General features: G+C 72.1%; 22 protein-coding genes and 1 riboswitch. Of the genes, 11 read left to right on the top strand and 11 right to left on the bottom strand.

Features of this window, described 5'->3' with window-relative positions; genetic code table 11:
* Positions 1 to 19: 19 nt before the first annotated feature.
* Positions 20 to 96, bottom strand: a riboswitch (S-adenosyl-L-homocysteine riboswitch).
* A gap of 31 nt (positions 97 to 127) precedes the next feature.
* The 3 genes from ACZ7PG_RS41070 to ACZ7PG_RS41060 are packed head-to-tail and all read right to left on the bottom strand — an operon-like array spanning position 128 to position 2,249.
* A complete protein-coding gene (locus tag ACZ7PG_RS41070; protein ID WP_470244602.1) occupies positions 128 to 610 on the bottom strand; it encodes a GNAT family N-acetyltransferase in 483 nt (160 codons plus the stop codon).
* On the bottom strand, positions 607 to 1,302 hold the full coding sequence (locus tag ACZ7PG_RS41065; protein WP_470244601.1) for a hypothetical protein: 696 nt from the start codon (positions 1,300 to 1,302) through the stop codon (positions 607 to 609). The genes ACZ7PG_RS41070 and ACZ7PG_RS41065 overlap by 4 nt, the downstream gene beginning before the upstream one ends.
* Positions 1,303 to 1,358: 56 nt before the next feature.
* Positions 1,359 to 2,249 carry an AurF N-oxygenase family protein gene (locus tag ACZ7PG_RS41060; protein WP_470244600.1) on the bottom strand — a complete coding sequence of 297 codons (891 nt, stop codon included), beginning with the start codon at positions 2,247 to 2,249 and terminating at the stop codon, positions 1,359 to 1,361.
* A gap of 86 nt (positions 2,250 to 2,335) precedes the next feature.
* Between ACZ7PG_RS41060 and ACZ7PG_RS41055 the strand changes: the two genes are divergently transcribed.
* Positions 2,336 to 2,983, top strand: coding sequence for a TetR/AcrR family transcriptional regulator (locus ACZ7PG_RS41055; RefSeq protein ID WP_470244599.1), 648 nt, complete (start codon positions 2,336 to 2,338; stop codon positions 2,981 to 2,983).
* 15 nt (positions 2,984 to 2,998) lie between these two features.
* Here the strand turns inward: ACZ7PG_RS41055 and ACZ7PG_RS41050 are convergent, their stop codons facing one another.
* Complete coding sequence (locus tag ACZ7PG_RS41050; protein WP_470244598.1) at positions 2,999 to 4,024, bottom strand: DNA polymerase IV; 1,026 nt, start codon at positions 4,022 to 4,024, stop codon at positions 2,999 to 3,001.
* 22 nt (positions 4,025 to 4,046) lie between these two features.
* Positions 4,047 to 4,310 carry a DUF3040 domain-containing protein gene (locus tag ACZ7PG_RS41045; RefSeq protein ID WP_470244597.1) on the bottom strand — a complete coding sequence of 88 codons (264 nt, stop codon included), beginning with the start codon at positions 4,308 to 4,310 and terminating at the stop codon, positions 4,047 to 4,049.
* Positions 4,311 to 4,541: 231 nt separating this feature from the next.
* On the opposite strand from ACZ7PG_RS41045, the gene ACZ7PG_RS41040 reads away from it, so the two are divergent.
* Positions 4,542 to 5,600 carry a cobalamin-independent methionine synthase II family protein gene (locus ACZ7PG_RS41040; protein WP_470244596.1) on the top strand — a complete coding sequence of 353 codons (1,059 nt, stop codon included), beginning with the start codon at positions 4,542 to 4,544 and terminating at the stop codon, positions 5,598 to 5,600.
* Positions 5,601 to 5,612: 12 nt separating this feature from the next.
* Here the strand turns inward: ACZ7PG_RS41040 and ACZ7PG_RS41035 are convergent, their stop codons facing one another.
* Both ACZ7PG_RS41035 and ACZ7PG_RS41030 read right to left on the bottom strand, forming a co-directional pair.
* Positions 5,613 to 6,245, bottom strand: a complete 633-nt coding sequence (locus ACZ7PG_RS41035; protein ID WP_470244595.1) for a LysE family translocator — start codon at positions 6,243 to 6,245, stop codon at positions 5,613 to 5,615.
* Between the two features lie 48 nt (positions 6,246 to 6,293).
* Positions 6,294 to 6,479: a hypothetical protein gene (locus ACZ7PG_RS41030; RefSeq protein WP_470244594.1), complete on the bottom strand. Its 186-nt coding sequence runs from the start codon at positions 6,477 to 6,479 to the stop codon at positions 6,294 to 6,296.
* A gap of 361 nt (positions 6,480 to 6,840) precedes the next feature.
* Here ACZ7PG_RS41030 and ACZ7PG_RS41025 point away from each other — a divergent pair, with 361 nt between their 5' ends.
* A complete protein-coding gene (locus ACZ7PG_RS41025) occupies positions 6,841 to 7,446 on the top strand; it encodes a GTP cyclohydrolase II (protein ID WP_470244593.1) in 606 nt (201 codons plus the stop codon).
* On the opposite strand, the gene ACZ7PG_RS41020 is transcribed toward ACZ7PG_RS41025, so the two are convergent.
* A complete protein-coding gene (locus ACZ7PG_RS41020) occupies positions 7,443 to 7,976 on the bottom strand; it encodes a MarR family winged helix-turn-helix transcriptional regulator (protein ID WP_470244592.1) in 534 nt (177 codons plus the stop codon). The two genes, ACZ7PG_RS41025 and ACZ7PG_RS41020, sit on opposite strands and share 4 nt — an antisense overlap.
* 99 nt (positions 7,977 to 8,075) lie before the next feature.
* On the opposite strand from ACZ7PG_RS41020, the gene ACZ7PG_RS41015 reads away from it, so the two are divergent.
* Both ACZ7PG_RS41015 and ACZ7PG_RS41010 read left to right on the top strand, forming a co-directional pair.
* Positions 8,076 to 9,038, top strand: coding sequence for an MBL fold metallo-hydrolase (locus tag ACZ7PG_RS41015; RefSeq protein WP_470244591.1), 963 nt, complete (start codon positions 8,076 to 8,078; stop codon positions 9,036 to 9,038).
* On the top strand, positions 9,035 to 10,570 hold the full coding sequence (locus tag ACZ7PG_RS41010; RefSeq protein WP_470244590.1) for an FAD-dependent monooxygenase: 1,536 nt from the start codon (positions 9,035 to 9,037) through the stop codon (positions 10,568 to 10,570). Before ACZ7PG_RS41015 ends, ACZ7PG_RS41010 begins: the two co-directional genes overlap by 4 nt.
* On the opposite strand, the gene ACZ7PG_RS41005 is transcribed toward ACZ7PG_RS41010, so the two are convergent.
* Complete coding sequence (locus ACZ7PG_RS41005; protein WP_470244589.1) at positions 10,472 to 12,685, bottom strand: discoidin domain-containing protein; 2,214 nt, start codon at positions 12,683 to 12,685, stop codon at positions 10,472 to 10,474. The two genes, ACZ7PG_RS41010 and ACZ7PG_RS41005, sit on opposite strands and share 99 nt — an antisense overlap.
* A gap of 488 nt (positions 12,686 to 13,173) precedes the next feature.
* Here ACZ7PG_RS41005 and ACZ7PG_RS41000 point away from each other — a divergent pair, with 488 nt between their 5' ends.
* Positions 13,174 to 14,868: a discoidin domain-containing protein gene (locus ACZ7PG_RS41000; protein ID WP_470244588.1), complete on the top strand. Its 1,695-nt coding sequence runs from the start codon at positions 13,174 to 13,176 to the stop codon at positions 14,866 to 14,868.
* A complete protein-coding gene (locus ACZ7PG_RS40995; RefSeq protein WP_470244587.1) occupies positions 14,865 to 17,786 on the top strand; it encodes a glycoside hydrolase family 3 C-terminal domain-containing protein in 2,922 nt (973 codons plus the stop codon). The genes ACZ7PG_RS41000 and ACZ7PG_RS40995 overlap by 4 nt, the downstream gene beginning before the upstream one ends.
* On the opposite strand, the gene ACZ7PG_RS40990 is transcribed toward ACZ7PG_RS40995, so the two are convergent.
* Together ACZ7PG_RS40990 and ACZ7PG_RS40985 are read right to left on the bottom strand one after the other, a co-directional pair.
* Positions 17,729 to 18,775, bottom strand: coding sequence for a LacI family DNA-binding transcriptional regulator (locus ACZ7PG_RS40990; RefSeq protein ID WP_470244586.1), 1,047 nt, complete (start codon positions 18,773 to 18,775; stop codon positions 17,729 to 17,731). The genes ACZ7PG_RS40995 and ACZ7PG_RS40990 overlap by 58 nt on opposite strands.
* A gap of 76 nt (positions 18,776 to 18,851) precedes the next feature.
* Positions 18,852 to 21,887 carry a discoidin domain-containing protein gene (locus ACZ7PG_RS40985; RefSeq protein WP_470244585.1) on the bottom strand — a complete coding sequence of 1,012 codons (3,036 nt, stop codon included), beginning with the start codon at positions 21,885 to 21,887 and terminating at the stop codon, positions 18,852 to 18,854.
* 194 nt (positions 21,888 to 22,081) lie between these two features.
* Here ACZ7PG_RS40985 and ACZ7PG_RS40980 point away from each other — a divergent pair, with 194 nt between their 5' ends.
* Genes ACZ7PG_RS40980 through ACZ7PG_RS40965 form a run of 4 tightly spaced genes read left to right on the top strand, consistent with a single transcriptional unit; the run spans position 22,082 to position 26,406 of the window.
* The gene (locus ACZ7PG_RS40980; protein WP_470244584.1) at positions 22,082 to 22,834 is read left to right on the top strand and encodes a sulfite exporter TauE/SafE family protein; all 753 of its coding nucleotides are present in this window, start codon (positions 22,082 to 22,084) and stop codon (positions 22,832 to 22,834) included.
* A 43-nt stretch (positions 22,835 to 22,877) separates the two neighbouring features.
* Positions 22,878 to 25,139: a xanthine dehydrogenase family protein molybdopterin-binding subunit gene (locus ACZ7PG_RS40975; RefSeq protein WP_470244583.1), complete on the top strand. Its 2,262-nt coding sequence runs from the start codon at positions 22,878 to 22,880 to the stop codon at positions 25,137 to 25,139.
* Entirely contained in the window at positions 25,136 to 25,606 is a 471-nt protein-coding gene (locus ACZ7PG_RS40970) for a (2Fe-2S)-binding protein (RefSeq protein WP_470244582.1), read from the top strand. Before ACZ7PG_RS40975 ends, ACZ7PG_RS40970 begins: the two co-directional genes overlap by 4 nt.
* Positions 25,603 to 26,406: an FAD binding domain-containing protein gene (locus ACZ7PG_RS40965; RefSeq protein ID WP_470244581.1), complete on the top strand. Its 804-nt coding sequence runs from the start codon at positions 25,603 to 25,605 to the stop codon at positions 26,404 to 26,406. The genes ACZ7PG_RS40970 and ACZ7PG_RS40965 overlap by 4 nt, the downstream gene beginning before the upstream one ends.
* Positions 26,407 to 26,438: the final 32 nt, after the last annotated feature.

Here is a 26,438-nt window from a genome sequence, read left to right as displayed (position 1 = left end):
ACCAAGAAAGGCACCTCCCTCGCGGGAGGCGCCCTTGGAGTCGTGGTCCGGGCCGAGCGTGGCGGAAAAAGTTCCGTCGCAGCGCCTCTCGGCCCACGACCAGGATGGCAAAGCCGCCGGGAAGCTGTCAAGCGAGCGAGCGGGCCATGAGAACGTCGTCGACGTCGGCGCCGTCGACGCGGAATTCCGCCCGCAGCACGCCTTCGACGACGAACCCGCAGCTCTCGTAGACCCGCCGGGCGGCGGCGTTGTGACCCAGCACGCGCAACGTCACCTTGCGCGCGCCGCGCCGCCGCGCTTCGGCCACGGCGGCGTCGACGAGCCGGCGCGCGATGCCGAGCCGGCGCCGGTCCGGGTCGACGGCGAGCCCGCCGATCACCCGAACGTGGCGGTGGGCGGCGATCGGAAAGCCTTCGGCGATGCGGACGTAGCCGGCGACCGCGCCGTCGTGTTCGGCGACGAGGAAGTCTTCGGGGCGGGTGTCCTCGTCGAAGAACGGCGTGCCGGGCGGCGGCGGGGGAGCGGGCGACACCAGCGAGTCCCACGTGCGCTCGTCGAGCTTCGCCAGCACGGCCTCGTCGTCGGCGCGGGCCGTCCGGATGGTGATCACCCGAGCTCCCGCCAGGCCTGCTCGACGATCCCGGCGAGCTCCTGGGGGTCGTGGTTGCCCTCGGTGCCCAGGCTCCGCACCGCGACGGTCAAGCCGGGGCCGGTGCGCTGGCAGTTCAGGACGAAGGACTGGTCCGGGTCCGGGGTCGAGCCGGGCGCGGCCGGGGCGTTGTGCACCAGGCACTGCACGGCGCCGACGCGCACCAGCTCGGTGCCCGGCTTGGCCACGCCGAGGGCCTGGACGTCTTCGAAGGGCGCGAACAGCTCCGGCGACGGCGCGCGCACGGCGACCAGCTGGACCGACCGCAGCAGCCGCTCGTCCTGGTAGTCCTGGACCACCGCGCCGGCGCCGTCGTAGGCCGCCGACACGCGGGTGGCGGTCTCCTGGTCGGTCTTGGTGATGCGGTCGATCGTCGCCTTGCCGCGCGCGGCGTCGAGCTTCGCGATCGCGTCCTGGGCCTTGCCGAGCCCGCCGAGGTTCGCCGGCGCGGTCAGGGCCTGGCCGCTCGGGCCGCCGCCGAGCAGGCCCAGCACCAGCCACGGCACGCCGACCAGGAACGCACCGACGACCACGCCGATCAGGCCGGTGGCGACGGGCCGCGCGAGAAAGGGGCGCGGTGCGGGCGCCGGCGCCCGCGGCGGCTGCGGCGGTGCGGGTTCAAGCGGCTGCGGCGGTGGGAATCCCTCGGTCACCGCCGAATCCTGGCGCAAGCCGGTCCCTCCCGGGAAGGGAAATTTCCCCTCCCGGGTCAAATCAGGTGCGCGCGCCGCCAAATGCCCTCGGACCGGCCGCCGATCAGCCCCGCCTCGCGCAGGAACGGCACGATCTTCTCCGCCATCCACCGGCGCGTCTCGTGGAAGTGCGGGTTCGCGAGCGCCGCGGCCCGGCCTTCGCGCGCGTCGATCCCGACGCTGCGGTAGACCCGCGGGTCGACCATGCTGTCGATCACGCCGAACGCGACGAGCGCGGTCCGCACCCGGTGCCGGTGCAGCGCCGCCTTCGACAGTTTCGGCGTCTCCCGCAGGACTTCCTCCTTGGCGAACCGGACGTGCCGGGCCTCCTCGACGACGTGGATGCGGTTGACCGAGCGGATCAGCGGCTGGATGCCGTCGTCGTCCATCATCGAACGCTGCAGCCGGTCGGTGGTCTCCTCGGCGACCAGCACGCTGGCGAACATCGACGGCCCGGCGGCGGTCGCGCCGAACACCTTCGCGGCGCGGTGGACGACCTTCGGGACGCCGTAGCGCGGCACGCCGAGCCGGTCGGCGGTGCGGGCGAACATCACCGAGTGCCGGGTCTCGTCGCCGATCTCGGTCATCGCGTACTGGGCGTGCTCGGTGCGCGCGTCGAGGTCGAAGACGTACCGGGCGAGCAGCTGCATCAGGACGATCTCGAACCAGAGGCCGACGCTCATGATGCTGGCGATCTCGTGCTTGGACAGCTCGATCCGCTGCTCCGGCGTCAGCTTCGCCCAGAGGTCGGTGCCGTAGAGGGAGACGCGCTCGAGCGGCATGTACGCCTTGCCCTCGGCGAGCGGCGCGGCCCAGTCGATGTCCACGTACGGGTCGTAGGAGTTCTTCGCGGAGCTCTTGAGCAGGCGAGCCGCGGTCACGTCCCGGTCCTGGGCCTCGACGCCCATGGCGGCCTCCGAAAGTAGGGGGTACACGCTGTACTAGCTAGTTTGGGAGCGTACACCGGCTCGCGGGCCGTGAGTAGGCTTCCGCCGTGACCAAGGTCGACGGACGGGCGGCGCGCTGGGCGGGCCAGCAGGAACGGCGCCGCGCCGAGTTCGTCGACGCGGCCCTGGAAGCGATCGCCGAGCACGGCCCCGACGTCTCGACCGAGCAGATCGCCGAGCGCGCCGGCGTCGCCCGGACGCGGCTGTACAAGCACTTCGACGACGCGGCGGACCTGCAGCGGGCCATCGCCCAGCGGGCGGCCGAGCTGGTGACGGCCGAGCTCGAGCCGCTCTGGCACCCCTCGGGCTCGCCGAACGAGATGATCTCGACGGTGATCGCGACGCACCTGCGCTGGCTGACCGAGCACGTCTCCCTGCACCGCTACCTGGCGCGCGCGGAACCGGGGCCGGCGGACGTCCGCGGCACGATCGCCCGCCACCTGAGCAGCCTGTTCGCCGGCTACCTGACGGCGTTCGGCCGCGACCCGGCCCCGGCCGACACGATCGCGTTCGGCCTGGTCGGCTACGTCGAATCGGCGACGGCCCGCTGGCTCGACCACCCGGGCGCGCTCACCCTGGACCAGCTGACGGCCCAGCTCAGCGGCACGATCTGGGCGATGCTCGACCACACGCTCCAGGCGGTCGGCGTCGCACTGGACCCGGACCGGCCGCTGCCCCTGCCGGACGGGCTCTAGCCGCGGCAGACCGGCCTAGTCTTCGCGGAGGAACTCCGCCCGCACGCCCAGCAGCCGCACCGCGCGGGTCAGCTCGAACATCCCCAGCACCTCCCGCGCCGCTCGCTCGATCTCGGCCGCGTCCGACGTCGGCTCCGGCAACGTGATGCTGTGGGTGTGGGTCATGAACGGCACGAACCGCACCTTCACCGCGACCCGCGCGGCCGGCCGGCCTTCGTCGAGGACGTCCTGCCAGACGCGCTTGGCCAGCGCCGACACCTCGGCGGCCATCTCCGCCGGGTCCGTGAGGTCGCGCTGGAACGTCGTCTCGCGGCTGCGGGAGCGGGCCACGTACGGCGTCGCGCTCACCTCCGCGTCGCTGATGCCGCCGCCGAGCAGGCGCAGCCACGGGCCGGTCTTCGGGCCGAACCGCGTGGCCAGCGCCTCGACGTCCGCGCCGGCGAGGTCGAGGACGGTGTGGACGCCCAGCTCGGCGAGCTTCTTGGTGGTTTTGCCGCCGATGCCCCACAGCGCGTCGGTCGGGCGCGCGGCCATCACGTCCCACCAGTTCTCCTGCGTCAGCCGGAAGATCCCGCCCGGCTTGCCGAACCCGGTCGCGAGCTTGGCGCGCAGCTTGTTGTCGCCGATCCCGACCGCGCACGACAGCCCGGTCTCGCGCAGCACGGCGTCCTTGATCGAGGCCGCCAGCGCCTCCGGGGCGTCGGTTTCGGCGCCGATGAACGCCTCGTCCCAGCCCAGCACCTCCACGACCACCGGGAGCTGCCGCACCGCCGCCATCACGTGCTCGGACACCTCGAGGTAGGCGGGCGGGTCACTGGGCAGGAAGACGGCGTCCGGGCAGCGCTTGGCGGCGATCCGCAGCGGCATGCCGGACTGGACGCCGAACTCGCGGGCTTCGTAGGACGCGGTCGCGACGACGGCGCGTTCGGTCGGGTCGCCGTTGCCGCCGACCACCACGGGCTTCCCGCGCAGCTCCGGACGGCGGGCGATCTCGACCGCGGCGATGAACTGGTCGAGGTCGACGTGCAGGACCCACTTCACGGGCCCAGTCTGCCCCAGAACGTCAGATCCGGTGGCGCGCCACGTGGGTCCAGACGGTGCCGGTGAGGGCGAGGATCCCGCAGAGGGTGACGCCGGGGTCGGGCAAGATCAACCCCAGGACCAGCAGGGTCACGGCGACGACGTCGACGGAGATCAGCAGGGCGCTGCGGAGCGCACGTGACTTCGGGCGCCGCCCTTCGCGCAGGGCTGTGGCCAGATCGGGGTCGGTGACCTCGAGGTTCCGCTCGATCTTCTCGAGCTCGGTGCGATCGTGGTGACTGAGCATCGGGGTACTCCTTCGGCGCCGAACCCGCCGTGTCGCCGTAGCGAATACCCAATCGTCCTCCCGGCTAACCGCCAAACGTCTTCTCATTTTGTGCTTTTTGCTGCTCCGACCGGGTGATCCGCGCTCCGTGACCGCCCGGGACCACGCTACGTTCGGGCGGACACGAGGCCGGCCAGGCCGGCTTCGCGCCGGTCAGAGGCCGGTCTGGACCTTCAAACCGCGGAGGACTCCATGACCCTGCCCACCGAACCGATCGGCAGCATCCCGCGCCCCGGGTACCTCGTCGAGGGGCTCGGCGCGTTCGCCGCCGGACGGATCGACGCCGCCGCGCTCGCCGAGCTGGAGGGCCGGGCGCTGGCCGACACGATCAGCCGGTTCGAGGAGACCGGCTCGCCGGTCGTGTCGGACGGTGAGCAGGGCAAGCCGAGCTTCGCGACTTACCCGCTGGCCGGGCTGACCGCGCTGGCGCCCGACGGCGTCGTCATCCCCTTCGCCGACGGGCACACCCGGCAGCTGCCGCGGCTGACCGCGGGCCCGTTCCGCTACGCGACCCACGCCGACGAGTACCTGACGCGGGCGAAAGCGCTCACGGACCGGGCGGTCAAACAGGCCGTGATCGCCGCGTCCGCGATCTCACTGATCTACCCGGGCGACGGCATCGACGGGTACTCGCAGGAGGAGTTCGTCGCCGACCTCGTGGACGAAGCCGAGGCGGACATCCGGCGCAGCCTCGACGCCGGGGCCCATACCGTCCAGATCGACTTCACCGAAGGGCGGCTGTCGCTGAAGCTCGACCCGTCCGGTGGGCTGCTGCGGCAGTTCGTCGACCTCAACAACGCCGTCCTCGACCGGTTCACGGCGGAGGAGCGCGCGAAGATCGGCGTCCACACCTGCCCGGGCGGCGACCAGGACTCGGTGCACAGCCTCGACGTCGACTACGCGGGCCTGCTGCCGGCGTTGCTGTCGCTCAAGGCGGGCAACTTCTACGTCCAGCTCGCGAGCGAGGCCGAGCCGGCCGCGGCGCTGGAGGTGATCCGCGACAACCTCAAGGCGGACCAGCGGATCTTCGTCGGCGTGATCGACCCGATCGACCCGCGGGTGGAGACGCCGGAGGAGGTCCGCGACCGCGTGCTCGCGGCGGCGAAGTACCTGCCGGCCGACCGGCTCGGCACGTGCGACGACTGCGGGTTCTCGCCGTTTGCGGACGACACGTCGACTTCGCGCGACATCGCGTTCGCGAAGATCCGGGCGCGGGTGGAGGGCACGGCGCTGGCGGCCGAAAAGCTGTGACGGTGGCGGCCCTCAGGCCGTTTCGGCGGCGACCTTGACCCCGAGCGCGACGAGCACGCTCCCGAGCACGGCGTCGAGGCCCCGCCGGACGCGGCCGTCGCTGAAGAACCGCTTCAGCGCGCCGACCACGAGGGCGAGGGCCGCGAACCAGAGGATGGTGCCGGCGGTCGCGATGGCGGCGAGCTCGAGCGTCTGCAGGGTGGCGCCGTCGGCGGGCAGGAACTGGGGGAGCAGGGCGAGGAAGTAGACGGCGACCTTGGGGTTGAGCAGGTTGGTGAAGAGCCCCTGCCGGAAGGCGGCGCCGGCTTTCAGGGACTTCCCTGGGCCGGTGTCGCCGAGGTCCCGGTACTCCCCGCGGCGCACGGCCAGCCAGGCCTTCACCCCGAGGAACACGAGGTAGGCGGCCCCGACGAGCTTGACGACGCCGAAGGCGACGGCCGAGGCGGTGAGCACGGCGGCGACCCCGAAGGCGATGGCGACGACCCACGCGAAGACCCCGAGCGAGATCCCGGCCCCGGCGGCGATGCCGGCGCGCCGCCCACCGGTGAGCGAGGACCGGGTGACGACGACGAAGTCGGGCCCGGGCGACATCGCCCCGAGGATGACGACGAGCAGGAACGACGCGGCGGTGGCACCGGGGATCATGCGCTGAGGATACGACCGGGGCGCCACCGGTTTTCCGGCTCGACGGGGTTACTTCACCTTCGAGAAGGTGCACCTGCCGGAGATCTCGACGTACTCGCCCTTCTTGGTGGTGAACCGCATCAGGCCACCGTTGGCCTTGAGATCGTTCGCGATGATGTCGTTCCCGGAGTCGTCGCGCAGCCGGGCCCAGTAGCCATGACCCGCGCAGTCGGCCTTGTAGCTGCCGGGCTCCATGTCCTCGCCGACCTGGTAGGTGCCTTCCCCGACACTGGTGGCAGGCTCCGCCGGCGGGGTGGTGGAGGCGGCCGCCCCGGGGCGCCATCCGATGGCGTCGTACGTGACCCGATCGTTGAACTGCGGGCCACAGCGCGCCAGTCGCGAGTGACATCAGAAGTAGGAGTCGGCGATCCAGAGGAGGTCGACATCGCCCGCGCTGTTGCTCAAGTGAGGCTTGTGACACCCAACGGTGTTCGAACCGGGAAGAACCCCGCGCCTCGCGGTGTTCGATCAAGCGATGACCCGGCACACAACGCCGACTGTTCGAATTTGAACTTCCGGTAGGGTCGATCACGTGGGCGATCCCAGGGGAGAAGGCATGACGGCTGAGGTGCGGACGCGGGTGCGGATCCCGCTGCGACTCCACGGCGGCGTCGCCGTCGAGGCCGACGCCGTCACCTTCCGGGGCCTGGACGACGGGGGTGAGCACCTCGCCCTCGTGCTCGGTACTCCCGGGGACGTGCCGCTTGTGCGGCCGCACTCCGAATGCCTCACCGGGGACGTCTTCGGGTCCGCGCGCTGCGACTGCGGGCCTCAGCTGGCCGAGGCCGTCGAACGGATCTCCGAGGCCGGCGGCTACCTGCTCTACCTGCGTCAGGAAGGCCGGGGGATCGGGCTCTACAACAAGCTCGACGCCTACGCGCTGCAAGACCAGGGCCTCGACACCTACGCCGCCAACGCCGCGCTCGGCCTGCCCGAGGACGCCCGCGACTACGCCGTCGCCGCGCAGATGCTCGAAGCGCTGGGTGTCACGGAGGTGGACCTGCTGTCGAACAACCCCGACAAGGCCGCTCAGCTGCGCAAAGCCGGGATCGCCGTGCGCGAGCAGGTGCCGACCGGGGTCTTCGCCACCGAGAACAACGTCCGGTACCTCCGCGCGAAGGCCGAGCAGACCGGGCACACCCTGCCCGGGCTGGCCAGCTAGGCCAGGCGCTGCGCCGCCGCGGCCACCGGGCTCGTGGTGAGCTTCTCGAGCAGTCCGATCAGGACCGTCTGCTCCGACGGCGTCAGCGACGCCGCCCACTCCCGCTCGCGCGCGTTGTGCGCCTGGTACGCGTCCGTCACCGCCGAGTGGCCCGCCTCGGTCAGCGCGAGCCGGACCGCCCGCCGATCGCGGGGGACCTGCGCGCGCGTCACCAGGCCGTCCCGCTCCAGCGTCTTGACCAGCGCCGACACCGCCGCGCGGCTCATCCCGGCCAGGCGCGCCGCGTGGCGGGACTCCAGCGGGCCGCCCAGCCACAGCACGAACAGCACCCGGAACCCGCCCCAGCTCAGGCCGCGGGGACGGTGCACCGTCGACTCCCAGTCGTAGACCAGCGCGCCGGCCAGCCGGTGCAGGGTGAGGCCGAGGCGCATCGCGACGGGGTCGGTGTCCGGCAGCTCCGCCTTCGTCTTCCCGATCGCGTAGTCGACGAACGAGAGGTAGTCGAGGTCTTCGGCCGGTCGGTCGGTCATGCGGCCCAGATTAGGCGAAGGGGTTCCGCGCACCGCCCCGGCGGGTTACTGTGACCGGCGAGATAGTCAAAGCTTTGACGATCAGAAGGAGCGCTCGCCGTGACGAAGAAAGCCTTCGCCTCTTCGGCCGACCTGGCGGAGAAAGCGCAAACCCTGGAAGTCCTGGACGACGGCGTCTACGCGCTGACGGCCGAGGGAGACCCGAACATCGGCGCGATCGAGGGCGAGGACTTCCTCGTCTGCTTCGAAGCGCTGGCCACGCCGGTCGCCGCGGCCGAATGGCTCGCGAAACTCCGTGAGCACACCGACAAACCCGTGCGCTACCTGGTGCTGAGCCACTACCACGCGGTGCGCGTGCTCGGCGCGTCCGCCTTCGACGCCGAAGTCATCGTCGCGCACGAGAACACCCGGGCCCTGGTCGCCGAGCGCGGCAAGGAGGACTGGGCGAGCGAGTTCGGCCGGATGCCGCGGCTGGCCAAGGGCGCCGACTCGGTGCCCGGCCTGACCTGGCCGACGCTGACCTTCTCCGACCGGCTGACCATCGACCTCGGCGGCGACCGCGGCGACCTCGTCCTCCAGTACTGCGGCCGCGGCCACACCGAAGGCGACATCGTCGCCTGGCTGCCGCGCCGGAAGATCCTCTACGCCGGCGACCTCGTGGAAGCCGAAGCCGCGCTGTACACAGGTGACGCGTTCCACCGCGACTGGGCGTCGTCCACTTTGGACCGCGTCGGCGAGTTCGGGGCCGAGACGCTGATCGGCGGACGCGGCGGCGTGAGCCGGGGCCGCGACGCCGTCGGGGCGGCCATCGCGCAGACCCGGCACTTCCTGGACACGATGATCCGCGAGGTCGGCGCGGCCCGCGAAGCCGGCGGCACGCTGAAGGACGCCTTCGAACGCACGCACGCGGCCCTCGTCGGTCAGTACGGCCAGTGGCCGATCTTCGAGCACTGCCTGCCTTTCGACGTCTCGCGGCTGTGGGACGAGCTGGGCGGCATCGAGCGGCCGGTGGTGTGGACCGCCGAGCGCGACCGCGAAGTCTGGGACCAGCTCCAAGGATGACGGTCGCGGTCCTCGGCAGCGGCCCGGTCGGCCAGACGGCCGCGCTGCTGCTCGCGCGCTGGGGCGTACCCGTGGTGCTCGTCGACGAACACGAGGTGCGCGACCCCGTGGGGTCCAAGGCGATCTGCCAGCAACGGGACACATTGGACGTCTGGGCGTCCCTCGGCGCGGGCTGCCTCGCCGAGGAAGGCCTCACCTGGACGACCGCCCGGACGTTCCACCGCGACACCGAGCTGTTCTCGCTGAAGCTCCCCGACGGTGGCTCGGCGCTGCCGCCGTTCGTCAACCTCTCGCAGGCCCGCGTCGAAGAAGTCCTCGACGAGCTGATCGCCGAGCAGCCGCTGATCGACGTCCGGCGCGGCCACCGCGTCACCGGAGTGACCCAGCCCGGCCGTGTCGTGGTCGAGTGCGAGACGAAGGACGGGCCGCGCCGGATCGAGGCCGACTACGCGATCGCCTGTGCGGGTTCGCGGGGCGACACCGTGCGGCGGGCGCTCGGCCAGCACCTGACCGGGTTCTCCTTCCGCGACCTGTTCCTCATCTGCGACATCCGCGCCGACCTGCCGGGCTGGGCGGCCGAGCGCCGCTTCCACTTCGACCCGCCGTGGAACCCGGGCCGCCAGGTGCTCATCCACCCGTGCCCGGACTCGCGGTTCCGCATCGACTGGCAGGTCCCGGACGACTACGACCTCGTGGCCGAGGAGACCGGCGGTGCCCTCGACGACCGGATCCGGGCGATCATCGGCGACCGGCCCTACGAGGTCGTCTGGCGTTCGGTGTACCGGTTCCACACGCGGCTCGTCGACCGGATGCGGGTCGGCCGCGTGCTGCTGGCCGGGGACTGCGCGCACCTGGTCGCGCCGTTCGGGGCGCGCGGGCTCAACTCGGGGGTCGCCGACGCGGAGAACGCGGCCTGGAAGCTCGCCTGGGTCCTGCGCGGCGACGCGGACGAGGAGCTGCTGGAGAGCTACCACACCGAGCGGCACGCGGCGGCCGCCGAGAACGCGGCGGTCACCACGGCCACCATGGACTTCCTGGTGCCGCAGGACGACGGGCAGCGCGAACGCCGTCTGGACGTCCTCACCCGCGCGGCGACCGACCCGGCGGTGCACGAGCAGGTCGACTCGGGACGGCTGGCCGAACCGTTCTGGTACCCGGATTCGCCGTTGACCACGCCGGACCCGGACCGGCCGTTCGCCGGTCGGCCCCCGCGGGGCGCGGTGCCACCGCCGGGGCCGGGGGTGCTGCTGCCGGACGTCACCGTCGCGAATGGACGGTTGCGGGACCTGGCCCGTCAAGGGTTTCTCGTGCTGACGACCCCCGGGGTGCGAGCCGAGGGGGTGCGGTCCGCGGAGATCCCGGTGGGCGGAGCACTCGGTGCGCGTCCGGGCGAAGCCTGGCTGGTCCGCCCGGACGCGTACGTCGCTGCCGTGTTACGGGTAGCTGACCAGCGGGCTCACCTGGTGCCCGGTGTTCGCGGCGTCACCCGAGTCGTTGATGACGTGCGCGATCGTGCCGACGCCGCCGAGTGACACCGAAACGAGGTTGTGGAACCGGACCCCGGAGGTGTTCGGCACCTCGAAGGAGTGACTGGCCACAATGGACGGATTGGTCTGGAAGAAGCAGTAGCTGCCCAGGCCCCACCCTTCGTGGCTGGTCACCGAGTCGGCCACCTTGTACGCCGCCCAGCCCTGCCGGCCGCCGCCGCTGGACCAGGAGCCCTGGTCCGGCGGGTCGTACGGCATCTCGTTCTGGAAGAAGTACGTCCGGCCGCCGTTGCCGTTCCAGAGCACCTCGTACTGCTGGTAGTGCTCGACGAACAGGCCGTACATCGTCACGTTCGCGCCGTTGACCACCAGGCCGTTCGCCGCGGTGTTGACGTTCCAGCCGACGCCGTTCGAGTGGTCGCCGCGCCACAGCCACATGTGGTCGCCGATGACGTTGTTCGAGTTGACCACCAGTGTCTGCGTGGCCTTCCCGACGGCGGCGCCGCCGATCCGGAAGAACACGTCGTGCAGCGACGTCGGGTCCGCGGCGTGGTTGGCGTTCGACCCCGGCTGGCCGACCTGCACGAGCACCGGCGAGTTCACCGCGCCGGCGTCGATCAGCAGGCCCGCGATCTTCACACCGTCCACATCGGACGTCGTGATCGCCGCGGTGCCGCTGGTGGGCATCAGCGTCGCCAGGCCGAGGCCGAGCACAACCGTGTCCGGGCGCGTGACGTTCAGCGCCTGGTCGAGGTGGTAGACGCCCGGCGTGACCAGGAGGTTCTTACCCGCGGCCAGAGCCGCGTTGATGGTCGCGGCCGAGTCGGACGGGTGCGCGACGTAGAACTCGCTGAGCGAGATCGACTGCCCGGCCGGCGCGCCGTGGCCCCAGCTGGTGCCGACGGAGTTCTGCCGCAGGGCCGGGACGAACACGTTGTAGCTGCCCGAGCCGTCGACGTAGAGGAACGGCTTCTCGCGGATCACCGGGGTCTGGCCGACGACCGTCTCGGGCGGGTTCGGGAAGCTGGCCGGCGGGGTGCCGGTCGAGCCGACGAACACCATGTTCCACACGCCGCCCTGCCAGCCGCCGAGCTCGCTGTTGCGGGTGAGGAACTGCTGCTGCGAACCGGACACGGCCACGCCGTCGATCTTGCTGTCGGCGATCAGGCCGCCGCTGGCCCAGCCGTCACCGCCGTTCCACAGCTGGATCTGGCTGCCCTTCAGGTGCATCCGGCGGTAGGGCGCGGCCTGCGCGACGGCCCAGCGCTCGACCTGCCCGGCCGGCAGCGTCACCGAGAGGTTCTCGGCGGAACGCCAGAAGTTCTGCGTCGCGTTGCCCTTGTTGGCCGGGTTGTCGCCCTGCTGCAGCCAGTCCGCCTCGACGCGGACGTGGCCGTTGAGGTTGACGTCGTCGGGGGAGAGGCCCAGGCCCGCGACCTGCTCGTAGAAGCCGAGGTTGACGTCGGCGTTGTAGGTGCCCGGCTTGAACAGCACGGCGTAACGCTCGGTGCCGAACTGGTTGGTGTGCTGCTGGTTCGCCAGCTGCGTCAGCCGGTTCTGGATGGTCGCGGCCGGGGTCGACGGGTCGAACACCGACACGTTCGGCCCGAGGTCCGGGTTGCGCGGGTCGGTCGGCGGGATGGTCGTCCCGCCGCCGGTGCCGTGCACGGCGACCTCCCAGAGGGAGTAGCCGTAGCCGGTCGCCCGCTGGGTGCCGTTGACCCGCAGGTAGCGGGCCGTGCCGGTGACGGGCACGGTCTGCGTGCCGCCCGTGCCGGTGGTGGTCGAGTACGCCGTCGTCCAGCTGTTCGCGTCACCGGACAGCTGGACGGTGAATGCTGTGGCGTACGCGGCTTCCCAGGTGAGGACCACGTCGCAGAGCTGCTGCGCGGAGCCCAGGTCGACCTGCAGCCACTGCGGGTCGCTGAACGCGCTGGACCAGCGCGTCCCGGCGTTGCCGTCGACCGCGGCCGAGGCGGGGGTCCCGCCGTTCTCGGTCGAGGACGCGGTCGCCGGGTGGCCCTGCGCGAGGTTGGTGGTGCCGCACGCGGCGGCCTGGGCCGGCGCGGAGCCGACCACCGCCGCGGTGGTGACCGCGGTGACGAACGTGGTGGCGATGACGAGGAGGCGGTGTACGGGGGAGAACGTCGTTGATCTCATCGGCCTGCCTGCTGATCGGGGGGAGGACGTGCGAAACGGACCGGGCGAGCCCCACAGCTCGCGCCGGCGTCGGGTGGTGCGGCGGGTCCGCCCCCAGGTCACCCGCCCGGCGCCGTGAGCCGGAGGAGCGGTACCGGGTGGTGCGAGGAGCGCGAACCAGTCAGCCCGAAGGGGTGCGTGTCGCGGCGGAACGATCCCGGGTGGCGGTCACGGAACCGGTTCCGACAGCGGTTCGCAGTTAACATCGCGGGGTTCGGCGGAGTCAAGGATCCGGCGCGGATTCGTTCTCCCGGACCAATCCCCGGGGTGGTCCGCGACCGTCCGGCGCAGCGTCGTTGACATTTTACGGCTCTTTATTTATATCCTGAACTAAGAGCGTGCCGACGGGCGGGACCCACACCCGCGCCGAGGACCACGTGAGCCGATCCGCGCCGGGGCAAGGCCGTCCCGGCGCCGGTTCGCCGTGGAGGTGCCCCATGCAACGCCGCATGCCGAGAACCCGGGTTCTCGCCGTCCTCGCCCTGACCCTGGCCGCCCTGCTCCCCGCGCCGGTGGCCCAGGCCGCCCCCGTCCTGCTCTCCCAAGGCCGCCCGGTGACGGCGTCCTCGACCGAGTCCGCCGCGTTCCCGGCGTCGGCCGCGGTCGACGGCGACCCCGGCACCCGCTGGTCCAGCGCGTTCGGCGACCCGCAGACCCTGCAGGTCGACATCGGCTCCACCCAGCAGCTGTCCCAGGTCGTGCTGAACTGGGAAGCCGCCTACGCCAAGGCGTTCACGATCCAGGCGTCCACCGACGGCGCCACCTGGACACAGCTGTACGCGACCACCACCGCGACCGGGGGCACCCAGACGCTGACCGTGACCGGCAGCGGCCGGTACGTCCGGCTGACCGGCACCCAGCGCGCGACGCAGTACGGCTACTCGCTCTGGGAGTTCCAGGTCTACGGCGGAGGCGGCACGACCCAGCCCGGCGACGTCCTGCTCTCGTACGGCAAGTCCGGCACGGCCTCCTCGTACCAGGACGACGGCGCGTGCCCCGGCTGCCTCCCGGCGAAGGCGTTCGACCACGACCCGGCCACGCGCTGGGCGACCAGCGCGACCACCGGCTGGGTCGACCCGGGCTGGATCACCGTCGACCTCGGCGCCACCGCGGCCGTGCACCAGGTCGTCCTGCAGTGGGACCCGGCCTACGCCGTCGCGTACCAGCTCCAGGTGTCGAACGACAACGTGAACTGGACGTCGCTCTACTCGACCACCACCGGCAAGGGCTTCAAGGAGACGCTGACCGTCAACGGCAGCGGCCGGTACGTCCGGATGTACGGCACCGCCCGGTCCAACGGCTACGGCTACTCGCTGTGGGGCTTCGACGTCTACGGCACCGGCGGCAACCCGACGACTCCGCCGCCCGCGCCGCCGGCCCCGCACTTCCCGGGCACGCTGGTCTGGAGCGACGAGTTCAACGGCGCCTCGGGCGCGGGCCCGGACGCGAGCAAGTGGACCGCCGAGACCGGCCCCGGCGTCAACAACGAGCTCGAGTACTACACGAACAACAACAACGCCAAGCAGGACGGCCGCGGCAACCTCGTCATCCAGCTCCGCCGCGAGGCGACGCCGGGATCGGCGTGCCCGGTCGACCCGATCAGCGGCAGCGGCACCTGCCAGTACACCTCGGGCCGGATCAACACCGCGGGCAAGTTCAGCTTCACCTACGGCCACGTCGAGGCGAACATCAAGGTGTCCGGCACGCAGGGGCTCTGGCCCGCGTTCTGGCTGCTGGGCGCGAACTTCTTCAGCGGCACGCCGTGGCCGAACTGCGGTGAGATCGACATCATGGAGCACGTCGGGAAGTCGCCGAACCTGGCCTACTCGACCATCCACGCGCCCGCGTACAACGGCGCCGGCGGCATCGGCGCGCCGCTCGACCTCGGTCAGGACGTCGCCGCCGGCTTCCACAAGTTCGGCCTCGACTGGGACGCGAACCACATGACGTTCTCCGTCGACGGCAACGCGTTCGAGACGATCAACCGCGACACCGTGGAGAGCACGCGGGGGCCGTGGGTCTACGACCACCCGTTCTTCCTGATCCTCAACAACGCCATCGGCGGCGACTTCCCCGGCCCGCCGGGAGCGGGGACCGTGCTCCCGCAGGACATGGTGATCGACTACGTGCGGGTCTACCAGTGAGGCGGCTGGCCCTCGGAGCGGTGGTCGCGGTGGGCCTGCTCACCGTGCCGCTCTTCACCGCCCAGGCCGCGCCGACGCTGCTCTCGCAGGGGCACGCCGTGACCGCGTCGTCCACGGAGAACGCGGCGTTCCCCGCTTCGGCCGCGGTGGACGGCGACCCGGGCACCCGCTGGTCGAGCCTGGCCGCCGACCCGCAGACGCTGCAGGTCGACCTCGGCTCGTCGCACACCCTGAACCAGGTGGTGCTCCAGTGGGAGTCGGCCTACGCCAGGGCGTTCACGCTCCAGGCGTCGGCCGACGGTTCCCAATGGTCCACTGTGTACTCGACGACCACGGGCACCGGTGGCACGCAGACGCTGCCGGTGTCCGGGGCCGGCCGATACGTCCGGTTGACGACCACCCAGCGTGCGACCCAATGGGGTGTCTCGCTCTGGGAGTTCCAGGTCTTCGGCGACGGGACAGCGCAGGCGTGCGGCAGCGCGAACGCGGCACTCCGGCAGCCGGGGACCGCCTCCAGCGTGCAGTCGGATGCCTTCCCGGTGTCCGCGGCTTTCGACGGCGACGCCGGGACGCGCTGGTCGAGCCTGGCCGCGGACCCGCAGTGGATCCAGGTCGACCTCGGCAGTTCGCGTCCGGTCTGCGGCGTCGACCTGACGTGGGAAGCCGCGTACGCGAGCGCGTACACGATCCAGCTGTCCACCAACGGCTCGACGTGGACGACGGCGGCGACCGTGACCGGCGCCGGCGGCACCGAGCACCCCGCGGTGAGCGGCACCGCGAGATACGTGCGGCTCAACGCCACGGCACGGGTGACACAGTGGGGCATCTCGCTGTGGGAGTTCGCGGTGAACACGAGCGACAGCGCACCGCCGACGACCACGCCGACCAACCCCGGTGGCTGCCCGTGGGTGGGTTCTTCCGCGCCGGTCGCCGACCGCGTCAACCAGTTGATGGCGGCGATGACCGCGCAGCAGAAGATCAAGGTGCTGCACGGCAACGGCGCGACCGGGCCGTACATCGGCAACACCGACGCGGTGCCCGAGCTGTGCATCCCGGCGCTCGGCCTGCAGGACGGCCCGGCCGGGGTCGGTGACGGCCTCGACGGCGTCACCCAGTTCCCGGCGCCGGTGTCGGCCGCCGCGACCTGGGACACCGGCCTGATGAACCGGTACGGCTCGGCGATGGGCGCGGAGTTCGCGGGCAAGGGCGTCGACATCGCCCTCGGCCCGACGATCAACCTGGTCCGCGACCCGCGCTGGGGCCGCAACTTCGAGACCTACGCCGAGGACCCGTACCTCGCCGGGGCAGCCGGGACCGCGACGATCCAGGGCATCCAGAGCCAGGGCGTGATGGCGCAGGCCAAGCACGCGGCCGCCTACAACGTCGAGGCCGGGGCGTCGCGCGGCACGCCGTCGGACAACGTCATCATCGACGACCGGACCCTGCACGAGCTGTACCTGCCGGCGTTCCAGCAGGTCGCGAGCCAGGGCCAGGTCGCGTCGATGATGTGCGCCTACAACCAGATCAACGGTGTCCCGGCATGCCAGAACGCCGGTGTGCTCACGACGGCGATCAAGCAGGACGCCAACTGGGGCGGCTTCGTCGGGTCCGACTGGGGCTCGGCGACCGGCGGCCCGCGGCAGCTGGCCAACGGCGGCCTCGACATGGAGATGCCCGGCGGCGCGTTCTTCGGTCAGGGCCTGCTCGACGCCGTCTCGCGCGGCGAGGTCACGCAGGCCCGGGTCGACGACATGGTCCGCCGGGTGCTCACGCAGATGGTCAAGTTCGGCGTCTTCGACCGGGCCCGGCGGGGGACACCCCAGTCGGTCGTGACGAACGCGGCGAACGTGACGACCGCCCGGGACGTCGCGGCGGCCGGGTCGGTGCTGCTGAAGAACACCGGTGTCCTGCCGCTCACCGCGTCGACGAAGTCGATCGCGCTGTCCGGTGGCGACGGGATCGACCCGCAGAACATCGGCGGCGGCAGCGCCAAGGTCAACCCGTCGCCGGCGTCGGTCAACCCGATCAACGGCATCAAGGCGCGGGCCGGGTCCGGCGTCACGGTGTCCTATGTGGACGGCGCCGGGGAGCACGTCCAGACGCCGAACATCCCGGGTGCGGTCACCGCCGCGAAGGCCGCGGACGTCGCGATCGTGTTCGCCAGCTACGGCGAGTCCGAGACGCAGGACCTCGACACGATCGACCTGCAGAACCAGCAGAACGACCTGATCGACGCGGTCGCGACGGCCAACCCGCGCACGATCGTCGTGCTCAACACCGGGTCGGCCGTGACGATGCCGTGGCTGTCGAAGGCGGCCGCGGTCATCGAGGGCTGGTACCCGGGCCAGGAGAACGGCAACGCGCTCGCGTCGCTGCTCTACGGCGACGTCAACCCGTCGGGCAAGCTGCCGGTCAGCTTCCCGAAGCAGATCGCCGACCTGCCGACGGCGAACGTCCAGCAGTTCCCGGGCGCCAACGACCGGATCGAGTACTCGGAGGGCCTCAACGTCGGGTACCGGTGGTACGACAGCCGGAACATCGAGCCGCTGTTCCCGTTCGGCTTCGGCCTGTCGTACACGACGTTCGGGTTCTCGAACCTGGTCGTCACACCCCAGGGCACGAACGGCACCGCCACCGTGACGGCGACGGTGACCAACACCGGCACCCGCGCGGGCGCCGACGTCGTCCAGCTCTACGTCGGCCAGCCCAGTGGGAACGGCGAGCCGCCCAAACAACTGAAGGGGTTCAAGAAGGTGCAGCTCAACCCGGGACAGAGCCAGCAGGTGTCGTTCCCGGTGACCCCGCGCGACCTCGCGCACTGGAGTGGATCGTGGACGACGAACGCGGGCCAGTACCGCGTCTACCTCGGCGACTCTTCGCGCAACGTCCCGCTTTCGGCGGCGCTGACCGTCTCCTGAGTCGACTCCCGGATCACCAGGGAGGTCGGGACGATCAGCGGCTCGTCCGGCTGGGGTGCCCCACCCAGCCGGTCGAGCAGCTGCCGGGCCGCCGTCTCGCCCATCTGTCGCAGGGGCTGGCGGATCGTCGTCAGCGGCGGCTGGGTGTGCGCGGCCAGGGGGATGTCGTCGAAGCCGACCACGGCGACGTCCCCGGGCACCGTGTGCCCGGCCTTGCGCAGCCCGGCCAGCACCCCGGCCGCGGTGAGGTCGTTGTGCGCGAAGACGGCGTCGAACTCCGGGCCGGTGGCGAGGAGCTGGAGGATCGCCGCCTCGCCGCTTTCACTCGTGAAATCGCCTTCGATGACGAGATTCGAGTCCAGTACGAGGCCCGCGTCGCGGATCACGTCGCGGAACCCGTTGAGCCGGTCGCTCGTGCAGCCGAAGGCACGCGGCCCGGTCACCGTCGCGAGCCGGGTGCGGCCGGTTTCGAGCAGGTGGCGGGCCGCGGCCGCGCCGCCCTGCCGGTTGTCCGTGCCCACCGACGGGAACGCGGGCCGCCGGCCGCGGTCGTCGATCACCACCACCGGCAGCCCGGAGTCGTGCAGCACGCGCAGGTGCCGCACGGCGTCCGGCGGTTCGACGAGCAGCAGCCCGTCGAACGCCTTCGCCGACACCTGCCGGGAGAACTCGCCGAGGGAGTCCGCGCCGCGGTTGGCCGTGGACAGCAGCAGGCCGTAGCCCTTGGCCTCCACGACGTCGGCGACGCCCTGCAGCACCTCGCCCATCCACGGCCAGGTCAGCCCCGGCACCAGCATCCCGACCGTGCGGGTCACCCCGCGGGCCAGCCCGACCGCGCCGGCGCTCGGGATGTACCCGGTCGCCGCGATGACCTCGCGGACCCGGATCGCGGTCGCCGCGTCCACATCGGCCTTGTTGTTGAGGACCCGCGACACGGTCGTCTTGCTCACCCGCGCGCGGCGGGCGACCTCGGCGATCGTGACGCGCATCCGTCCTCCCGGGCAGAGGTGACCTGTGGTGCCAAGGTACTCGCCCCGGGGCCCGCCGCGAGAGGTGCGAGATCGATCAAGTCCGGACGGAAATCCGCACGAGGCTCGCGTCGCCGGACCGCCAGCCCGTCCGGACCGCCACGTACCGGGCCGGGCCGGTGTCCGCCGTCCGGTAGGTGCGGCCGTCGGTGCTGGTTTCGACGCTCGCCGCGGGACGGCGGCCGGGTGTCCAGGCCAGTTCGACCGCGGAAACCGCCGTCACCGTCCCGAGATCGACGACCATCCGGCCGCCGGGGCCGGGCCGCCACGCCGTCGCCGGGTCGTCGTCCACGGCCGCCGCCGGGCTCGACATGCCGGGCGGCAGCGGTTCGGCGGGAAACGTGGTCCGGCCGAGCGCGGCGTCGGCCAGCGGGTACGGCCGGACGTCACCGAACACGACCGGCACGCTCCGGCGCGGCGGCAGCACCACCGGCCGCGGGCGGCCACCGTCCGGCGTCACCGTGACGAGCACCGGCAGGAACCCGGACGGCAGCGTGAGGTCGACCCGGCTCGCGTCGCGCACGACCGCCTTCAGCCCGGCCGGGCCCCGCACGGCGAACCGCGGGGGTTCGATGCGGCCTTCCGCCGCGGCCAGCGCGTAGGAGACTTCGGTGCCGGTCCGGGTGATCGTCTGCTCGCCGCGGTAGAGCCGGTACGCGTCGCCGTCCTTCGGGAGGGTCGCCGTGCCGGTCGCCGGGGCGCCGGAAAGGTTGAGCAGCACGAGGAAGCCATCGGTGCCGGTCACCCGGACCGCCGGTGCGGTGGAGGTAGCTCGGGCGGCCGGCTTGCGAGGCACCGGGTACAGCTCGGCGAGCAAGGGCGCGGCGGGCCCGTCGGACAGCGTGACGCGGTCACCGGTGACCGTGATCGGGTTCGGGCCGTCGACGAGGATGCCGGCCCGGCCGTCGATGTCGAGCCAGCCCTTCGTGCTGCTGAGCGCGGGCACGGGGTAGCTCGCCACCGGCGTCCAGGTGGCGCCGTCCGGTGACGTCTCGACGCGGTACTTGCGCCCGGCGGCGGCTTCCCAGCTCAGCCGGACACGGTCGATCGTCTGCGCGGAGCCCAGGTCGATCGCTAGCCAGCTGTCGGCGCGTGGACGGTCCGATGTGGACACCGCCCAGCGCGTGGCCGCGTCGCCGTCGTTGGCGTACTTGGCCTCCTTGCCCGAGCTCGCCGAAGAGGCCGACGCCGTTCCGGCTCGCGCCAGGTCCGGGCCGTCGCCGTCGCGGACCTCGAAGGCCCAGAGCGAATAGCCGTACGTCGGGTCCGGCTGGACGCCGAGCATGCGGACGTGCCGGGCGGTGACCGGGGCGAACGTCAGGTCGTCGGTCCGGGCACCGGTGGGCGCGGCCGCGGCCTCGATCGTGACCTTGCCTTCGGCGGCGGTGTAGGTGCGATCGCCGTCGAGGCCGGGGACGCCGGGCATGGCGAGGTTGTAGACGTTCAGGACGCCTTCGCTCTCGGCGACGCCGGTGCTGGCGTAGACCGCGGCGCCGGTGGGGAGGGTGGCGAGCGCGGCGTACCCGGCGTCGAAGCGCAGGACGCCGACCGTGCCGTCGAAGCCGTCCCGGACCTTGGTGTAGGTGGTGGCGTGGCGCTCCTTGACGGCGATGTTCGTGGCCGGCAGCAGCATCGGGTTGGCGCCGCCGAGCACGAACAGCCAGTCGTCGTGGTGCGGCTGCCAGGCGAACTTGACGAAGCCGGGCTTGGTCACGGTCGCGGCCCAGGCGGCGGGGGAGCGGTGGGCGAGCAGACCCGGCGCGGCACCGAAATCGGCGACCCCGGCGGCATGGGCGTCGAACTCGTTCCCGGTCGCCGGCTTGATCGGACCTCCGTGCTTCGCGCGCCATTCGTGGAGCAGGTAGCTGATGGCGAGCTCGGCGCGGGCTTCGGGCTCGTACTTCGGTTCACCGGAGAACTTCGTGATCCGGTCGGCGGGCGCGTAGGCCTGGTAGGGCTCGAGCCGCGCGGCGAGGTCGGCCTCGGCGCGCGCGGCGTGGCGGTCGCCGAGGACCTGGGCGCGGAAGGCGAGCGGGATGACGTCGCGGCCGTAGAGGTGCTCGCGGTCGGCGACCATCGGCATCAGCGGCTCGCCGGCGTCGCTGGTCATCAGCAGCATGGTGCGCCAGAGCAGTTCGCCGTTCGGCTGGGCGGTGAGCACTTCGGGCAGCGGGGCGCCGGCCGCGAGGAAGTGCATCGCGTTGCGGCCGGAGGTGCGCCACAGTTCTTCCTGGTAGTGCGGGCCGAACGAGCCGTGGTTCTCGACCAGGAAGGTGTCGTAGAGGTTGGTGGCGGTGTTGGCGTCGATCGGGACGCCGTCGACGAGCCGCGGGTTGGCGAGGTCGGCGGCCGGCAGCCCGGTCTCGTTGCGGCTCCAGGCGCCGAAGGCTGCGCGCCAGTCCTTCGCGCGCGGGTCGTCCGGCGCCCACGCGAGCGCGGGGGCGAGCGACTGGGCGTAGACGCCCATCTCTTCGAGCTTGGTGTCGCCGACGAAGCCGCCGTCGAGGCCGTGGGGCGTCCAGGTCCCGGACGCCGGGTCGTCCTCGGTGCCGAGCGCGGTCGTGTAGGCGGCCTGTTCGGCGGTGATGCGCTCGACGTTGGTTTTCGTGGCCGCGTCGAGGTCCGTCCACAGGAGACGGGCGGCGAGCAGGAAGTACGACTGGAAGGTGGTGTCGAAGAACAGCCGCCGGCCCCATTCGGTACCGCCGGTGAGCAGGTTCGACGCCGCGAAGTGCTTGATGGTGGCGAGGGTGTGGGCCTTCAGGGTCGGCTGGTCGACCCCGGCCGTCTCGGCGTCGTAGCCGGGACGGGTCAGCAGGAGGGCGTTGCCGAGCACGACGGCGAAGGTGAAGTCCTTCGCGGGATAGATCCCGGCCGCGGCGTCGAACTGCTGCTCGGCCCAGCGGGTGTGGCGCAGCAGCACCCGCAGGTAGGTGGCGGCGACGGGGTCGGGCGGGCCACCGGGTGCCTTGCCGGTCGCGGCCGCCGCGACCCCCGGCAGCAGTCCCGAGGCCAGGAGGGCCGCGACGCCGCCCGCGCCGACGAGGGCCTTTCGCCGGTTCAACTCGCCCATGGTCCGGTCTCCGCTCGCTGACAACCTTGTCAGCGCGGATTCTGTGACGGCCTGTCGCCGCGGGGCAAGCCCGGCGCCGGATCCCGTCCGGTTTCGGACAGGCCTGGGTAATTCGTATAACGGCCTATACCGCAGCCCTCGGGTGGGAGCAATCTCACCGCGGGCCGCCGCGCCGGCCGTGCTGAGATGACAACGTGATCACCGATCCCGGCGTCCTCCTCCTGCTCGTCCTGGCCGGGGTCGGTGCCGGCCTGACCGGGTCCATCGCCGGGCTCGCCTCGCTCGTCTCCTACCCCGCGCTCCTCGCCGCGGGACTCCCGCCCGTCACCGCCAACATCACCAACACCGTCGCCATGCTCGGGACCACCGCCGGTGGCGCCGCGGGTGCCCGGCCGGAGCTCGCCGGCCAGCGGGGGAAGATCGTCCCGCTCTGCGTCATCACCACCGTCGGCGGCGCGTGCGGCGGGCTCGTCCTGCTCCTGACCCCGTCCGGCGCCTTCACCGCGATCGTCCCGTGGCTGATCGGCGGCGCCTCGGTCGTCCTCATGGCGGGCCCGCGCCTGCGCCGGCTGGCCGAAAGCGCCGAGCACCACGGCCTGAGCCCGGCCACCGGCGTCGCCGCCTTCTTCATCGGCATCTACGGCGGCTACTTCGGCGCCGCGGCCGGCGTGCTCATGCTCGCCCTGCTCGTCTCCGTGTGGAGCCAGCCGCTCGCCCGGACGAACGCGGCGAAGAACCTGGTCACCGGTTCGGCGAACCTCCTCGCCGCGATCATCTTCGCCGTCACCGGCAAGGTCGACTGGCCGGCCGCCCTCGCCGTCTGCCTCGGCTCCCTCGCCGGCGCGTGGCTCGGCTCGACGCTCGTGCGCCACCTGCCCGCCACGCCACTGCGCATCGGGATCGGCATCGCCGGTCTGGGACTCGCGGTGGTGCTGACGTTCACCTGAAAACAGGGCATGATCGGCGGGGTATCGGCGAGCAGGAGACCAGATGAGCATTGTCGGGACCCGGGTGGTCCGCCAGGAGGATCAGAACCTGATCACCGCGGGCGGCACCTACGTGGACGATCTACGGGAGGAAGCGCTTTCCGGCGCCGCGCATGCGGTGTTCGTGCGCAGTCCCGTCGCGCACGCGCGGATCGAAAGCATCGATGTCAGCGAAGCGAAGGCGGCGCCGGGGGTGCTCGGCGTGTTCACCGCCGCCGACCTCGGCCTCGACCCGCACGCCGCGGGGCCGGTGAAGGAACCGTGGCTGGCCGCCGACGTGGTGCGTTACGTCGGCGAGCCCGTCGCGCTCGTCCTCACCGAGGAGCGCTACCAGCTGGCCGACGCGGCCGAGCTCGTCGACATCGACTACGACCCCCTCGGCGCCGTCGCGAGCATCGACGCCGCGCTGGCGGACGAGACGCTGCTGTACCCCGAGACCGGCAGCAACGTCATGCAGGTCAACGGGGCGCAGGAGTTCGATGACGGGATCTTCGCGGACTGCGACGTGGTCGTCTCGACGACCATCGTCAACCAGCGCGTCGCACCGGCGCCGCTGGAAGTCCGGGGCGCGTCCTGCGCCTGGGGCGAGGACGGCAGGCTGACGGTCTGGCTTTCCACGCAGAACGCCCAGATCGCCCGCACGCAGGTGGCGATGAGCCTCGGTGTCGGCGAAGAGAACGTCCGCGTCATCGCGCCGGACGTCGGCGGCGGGTTCGGCGCGAAGATCGGCGCCGACCCCGAGGCGACCGTCCTCGGCTGGGCCGCCAAGGAGATCGGCCGGCCGGTCCGCTGGGTCGAGTCGCGCAGCGAGAACCTCACCTCGATGACGCACGGCCGCGCGCAGCAGAACACCGTGACCATCGGCGGCAAGCGCGACGGCACCGTCCTCGCGTACCGCCTCGACGTCATCCAGGACGCCGGCGCGTACCCGCGGACGCTGTTCCTGCCGACGCTGACCGAGCTCATGGCCGTCGGCGTGTACCGGTTCCCGAAGGTGGAGACGCGCAGCCGCGCCGTCGTCACGAACACGACCCCGATCGCGGCCTACCGCGGCGCGGGCCGCCCGGAGGCGACGGCCGCGCTCGAGCGCGCGATGGACCGCTTCGCCGGCGAGCTCGGCCTGGACCCGGCCGAGGTCCGCCGGGTCAACTTCATCCGGCCCGAGGAGTTCCCGTACACGACGCCGACGGGCGCTTCGTACGACACGGGCGAGTACGCGGCGGCGCTGGACAAGGCCCTCGAAGCCGCCGGCTACGCCGAACTGCGCGCCGAGCAGCAGCGGCGCCGGGAGGCCGGCGACCCGATCGAGCTCGGCCTCGGGATCGCCGCCTACGTCGAGATCACCGGCGGCGACTCCGGTGGCGAGAGCGGCCGCGTCGACGTCCACCCGGACGGCTCGGTCGTCGCCTGGACCGGCAGCTCCCCGCACGGGCAGGGCCTCGGGACGTCGCTGGCGATGCTCCTGTCCGACCAGCTCGGCGTGCCGCTGGACAAGATCACCGTCCGCCACGGCGACACCGACGAGGTGCCCAAGGCGGTCGGCACGTTCGGCTCCCGGTCGCTGCAGCTGGGCGGCTCGGCGATCCGGCAGGCGGCCGACGAGGTGATCGCGCAGGCCCGCGAGCTGGCGGCCGACCTGCTGGAGGCGTCGGCGGACGACCTGGAGCTGGACGCCGAGCGCGGCGTCTGGCAGGTCCGCGGCGCGCCGTCGAGCTCCGTGCTCAGCTGGGCGCAGGTGGCCGCGGCCGCCGACGGCAAGCTCACCGCCGACGTCTGGTTCGGCGGCGGCAAGCCGACGTTCCCGTTCGGCGCGCACCTCGCGGTGGTCGAGGTCGACACCGAGACCGGCAAGGTCGACCTGCGGCGGATCGTCGCGGTCGACGACGCCGGCCCGATCGTGAACCCGCTGACCTTCCGCGGTCAGCGGCACGGCGGGCTCGGCCAGGGCGCGGCGCAGGCGTTGATGGAGGTCGTCACCTACGACGAAGACGGCAACCCGACGACCGCGACGCTGGCGGACTACTCGTTCATCACGGCCGTCGAGCTGCCGGACTTCGAGCTGGTCGACATGGCCACCCCGACCGACCGGAACCTGCTGGGCGTCAAGGGGATCGGGGAAGCGGCGACGATCGGCTCGACGCCCGCGGTGCACAACGCCGTCGTGGACGCGCTGTCCGCGCGCGGCGTCCAGCACCTGGACATGCCCACGACGCCGATCCGGGTCTGGGCCGCATTGGAAGAAGCTTCGAAGGGAAACGCGCAGTGAAGGTCTCGATCGAGGTCAACGGGCAGCCGGTGGCCGAGGAGGTGCCCGACCGGACGCTCCTGGTGCACTTCCTGCGTGACACCGCCGGGCTGACCGGCACGAACATCGGCTGCGACACGACGTCCTGCGGCGCGTGCACGGTGCTGCTCGACGGTGAGTCGGTCAAGTCCTGCACGGTGCTCGCCGCGCAGGCCGACGGCCACGCCGTCACGACCGTCGAGGGACTGTCCTCTTCGGACGGTGCGCTGCACCCGGTGCAGCGGGCGTTCCGCGAGCAGCACGGCCTGCAGTGCGGGTTCTGCACCCCGGGGATGATCATGGCGTCGGTGTCGCTGCTGGACGACAACCCCAAGCCGACCCGCGACGAGGTGCGGGCCGGCCTCGAGGGCAACCTCTGCCGCTGCACCGGTTACCACAACATCGTGAGCGCCGTGATCGACGCTTCGGGCCAGGAGGTGGACTGGTGATCCCCGCCGAGTTCCGCTACGAGCGGGCGTCCACAGTGGACGAAGCGCTTTCGTTGCTCGCTTCGCACGGTGACGAGGCGAAAGTGCTGGCAGGCGGGCACTCGCTGCTGCCGCTGATGAAGCTGCGCCTGGCGGCACCGGAGTACCTGATCGACATCGGGCCGCTCGACGAGCTGCGGTACGTCCGCCTCGACGGCGACGACGTCGTGATCGGCGCTCTGTCCCGGTACAGCGACCTGTCCCGGGACCCGGTGCTGCTGGAGCACGCGCCGCTGCTGGCCCACGTGTCCGGCGAGGTCGGCGACCGCCAGGTCCGCCACCGCGGCACGATCGGCGGTTCGCTGGTCCACGCGGACTCCGCGGCCGACCTGCCGGCGGCGGTGCTGGCGTCGGACGCGGTGCTGGTGGCGCGCGGCCCGGCGGGGGAGCGGCGCATTCCGGCGTCGGAGTTCTTCCTCGGCCCGTTCACGACGCCGCTGGAGCCGGACGAGCTGCTGACCGAGGTCCGGGTGCCCCGCCAGACCGGCGTCGAGTGGGGCTTCCAGAAGTTCACCCGCCGCGCGATCGACTGGGCGATGGTGGGCGTGGCGGTCGCCGGCGGCCGCGTCGGCCTGGTGAACATGGGCGGCGTACCCCTGCGCGCGACGGCGACCGAAGCGGCGCTGGCTTCCGGAGCGTCGGTCGCCGAGGCCGCCGAACTGGCAGCGGAGGGGACGTCGCCCCCGGACGAGCCCCACGCGACGGCCGAGTACCGCCGTCACCTGGCGCGAGTCCTCACCCGGCGGGCCCTGACGCACTGAGTCGTCGATCACCGGCGTCGTTCCCCGGCACC

It is taken from the genome of Amycolatopsis sp. NPDC114504 (assembly GCF_055633595.1).
This window is presented reverse-complemented; position numbering and strand designations above follow the sequence as displayed.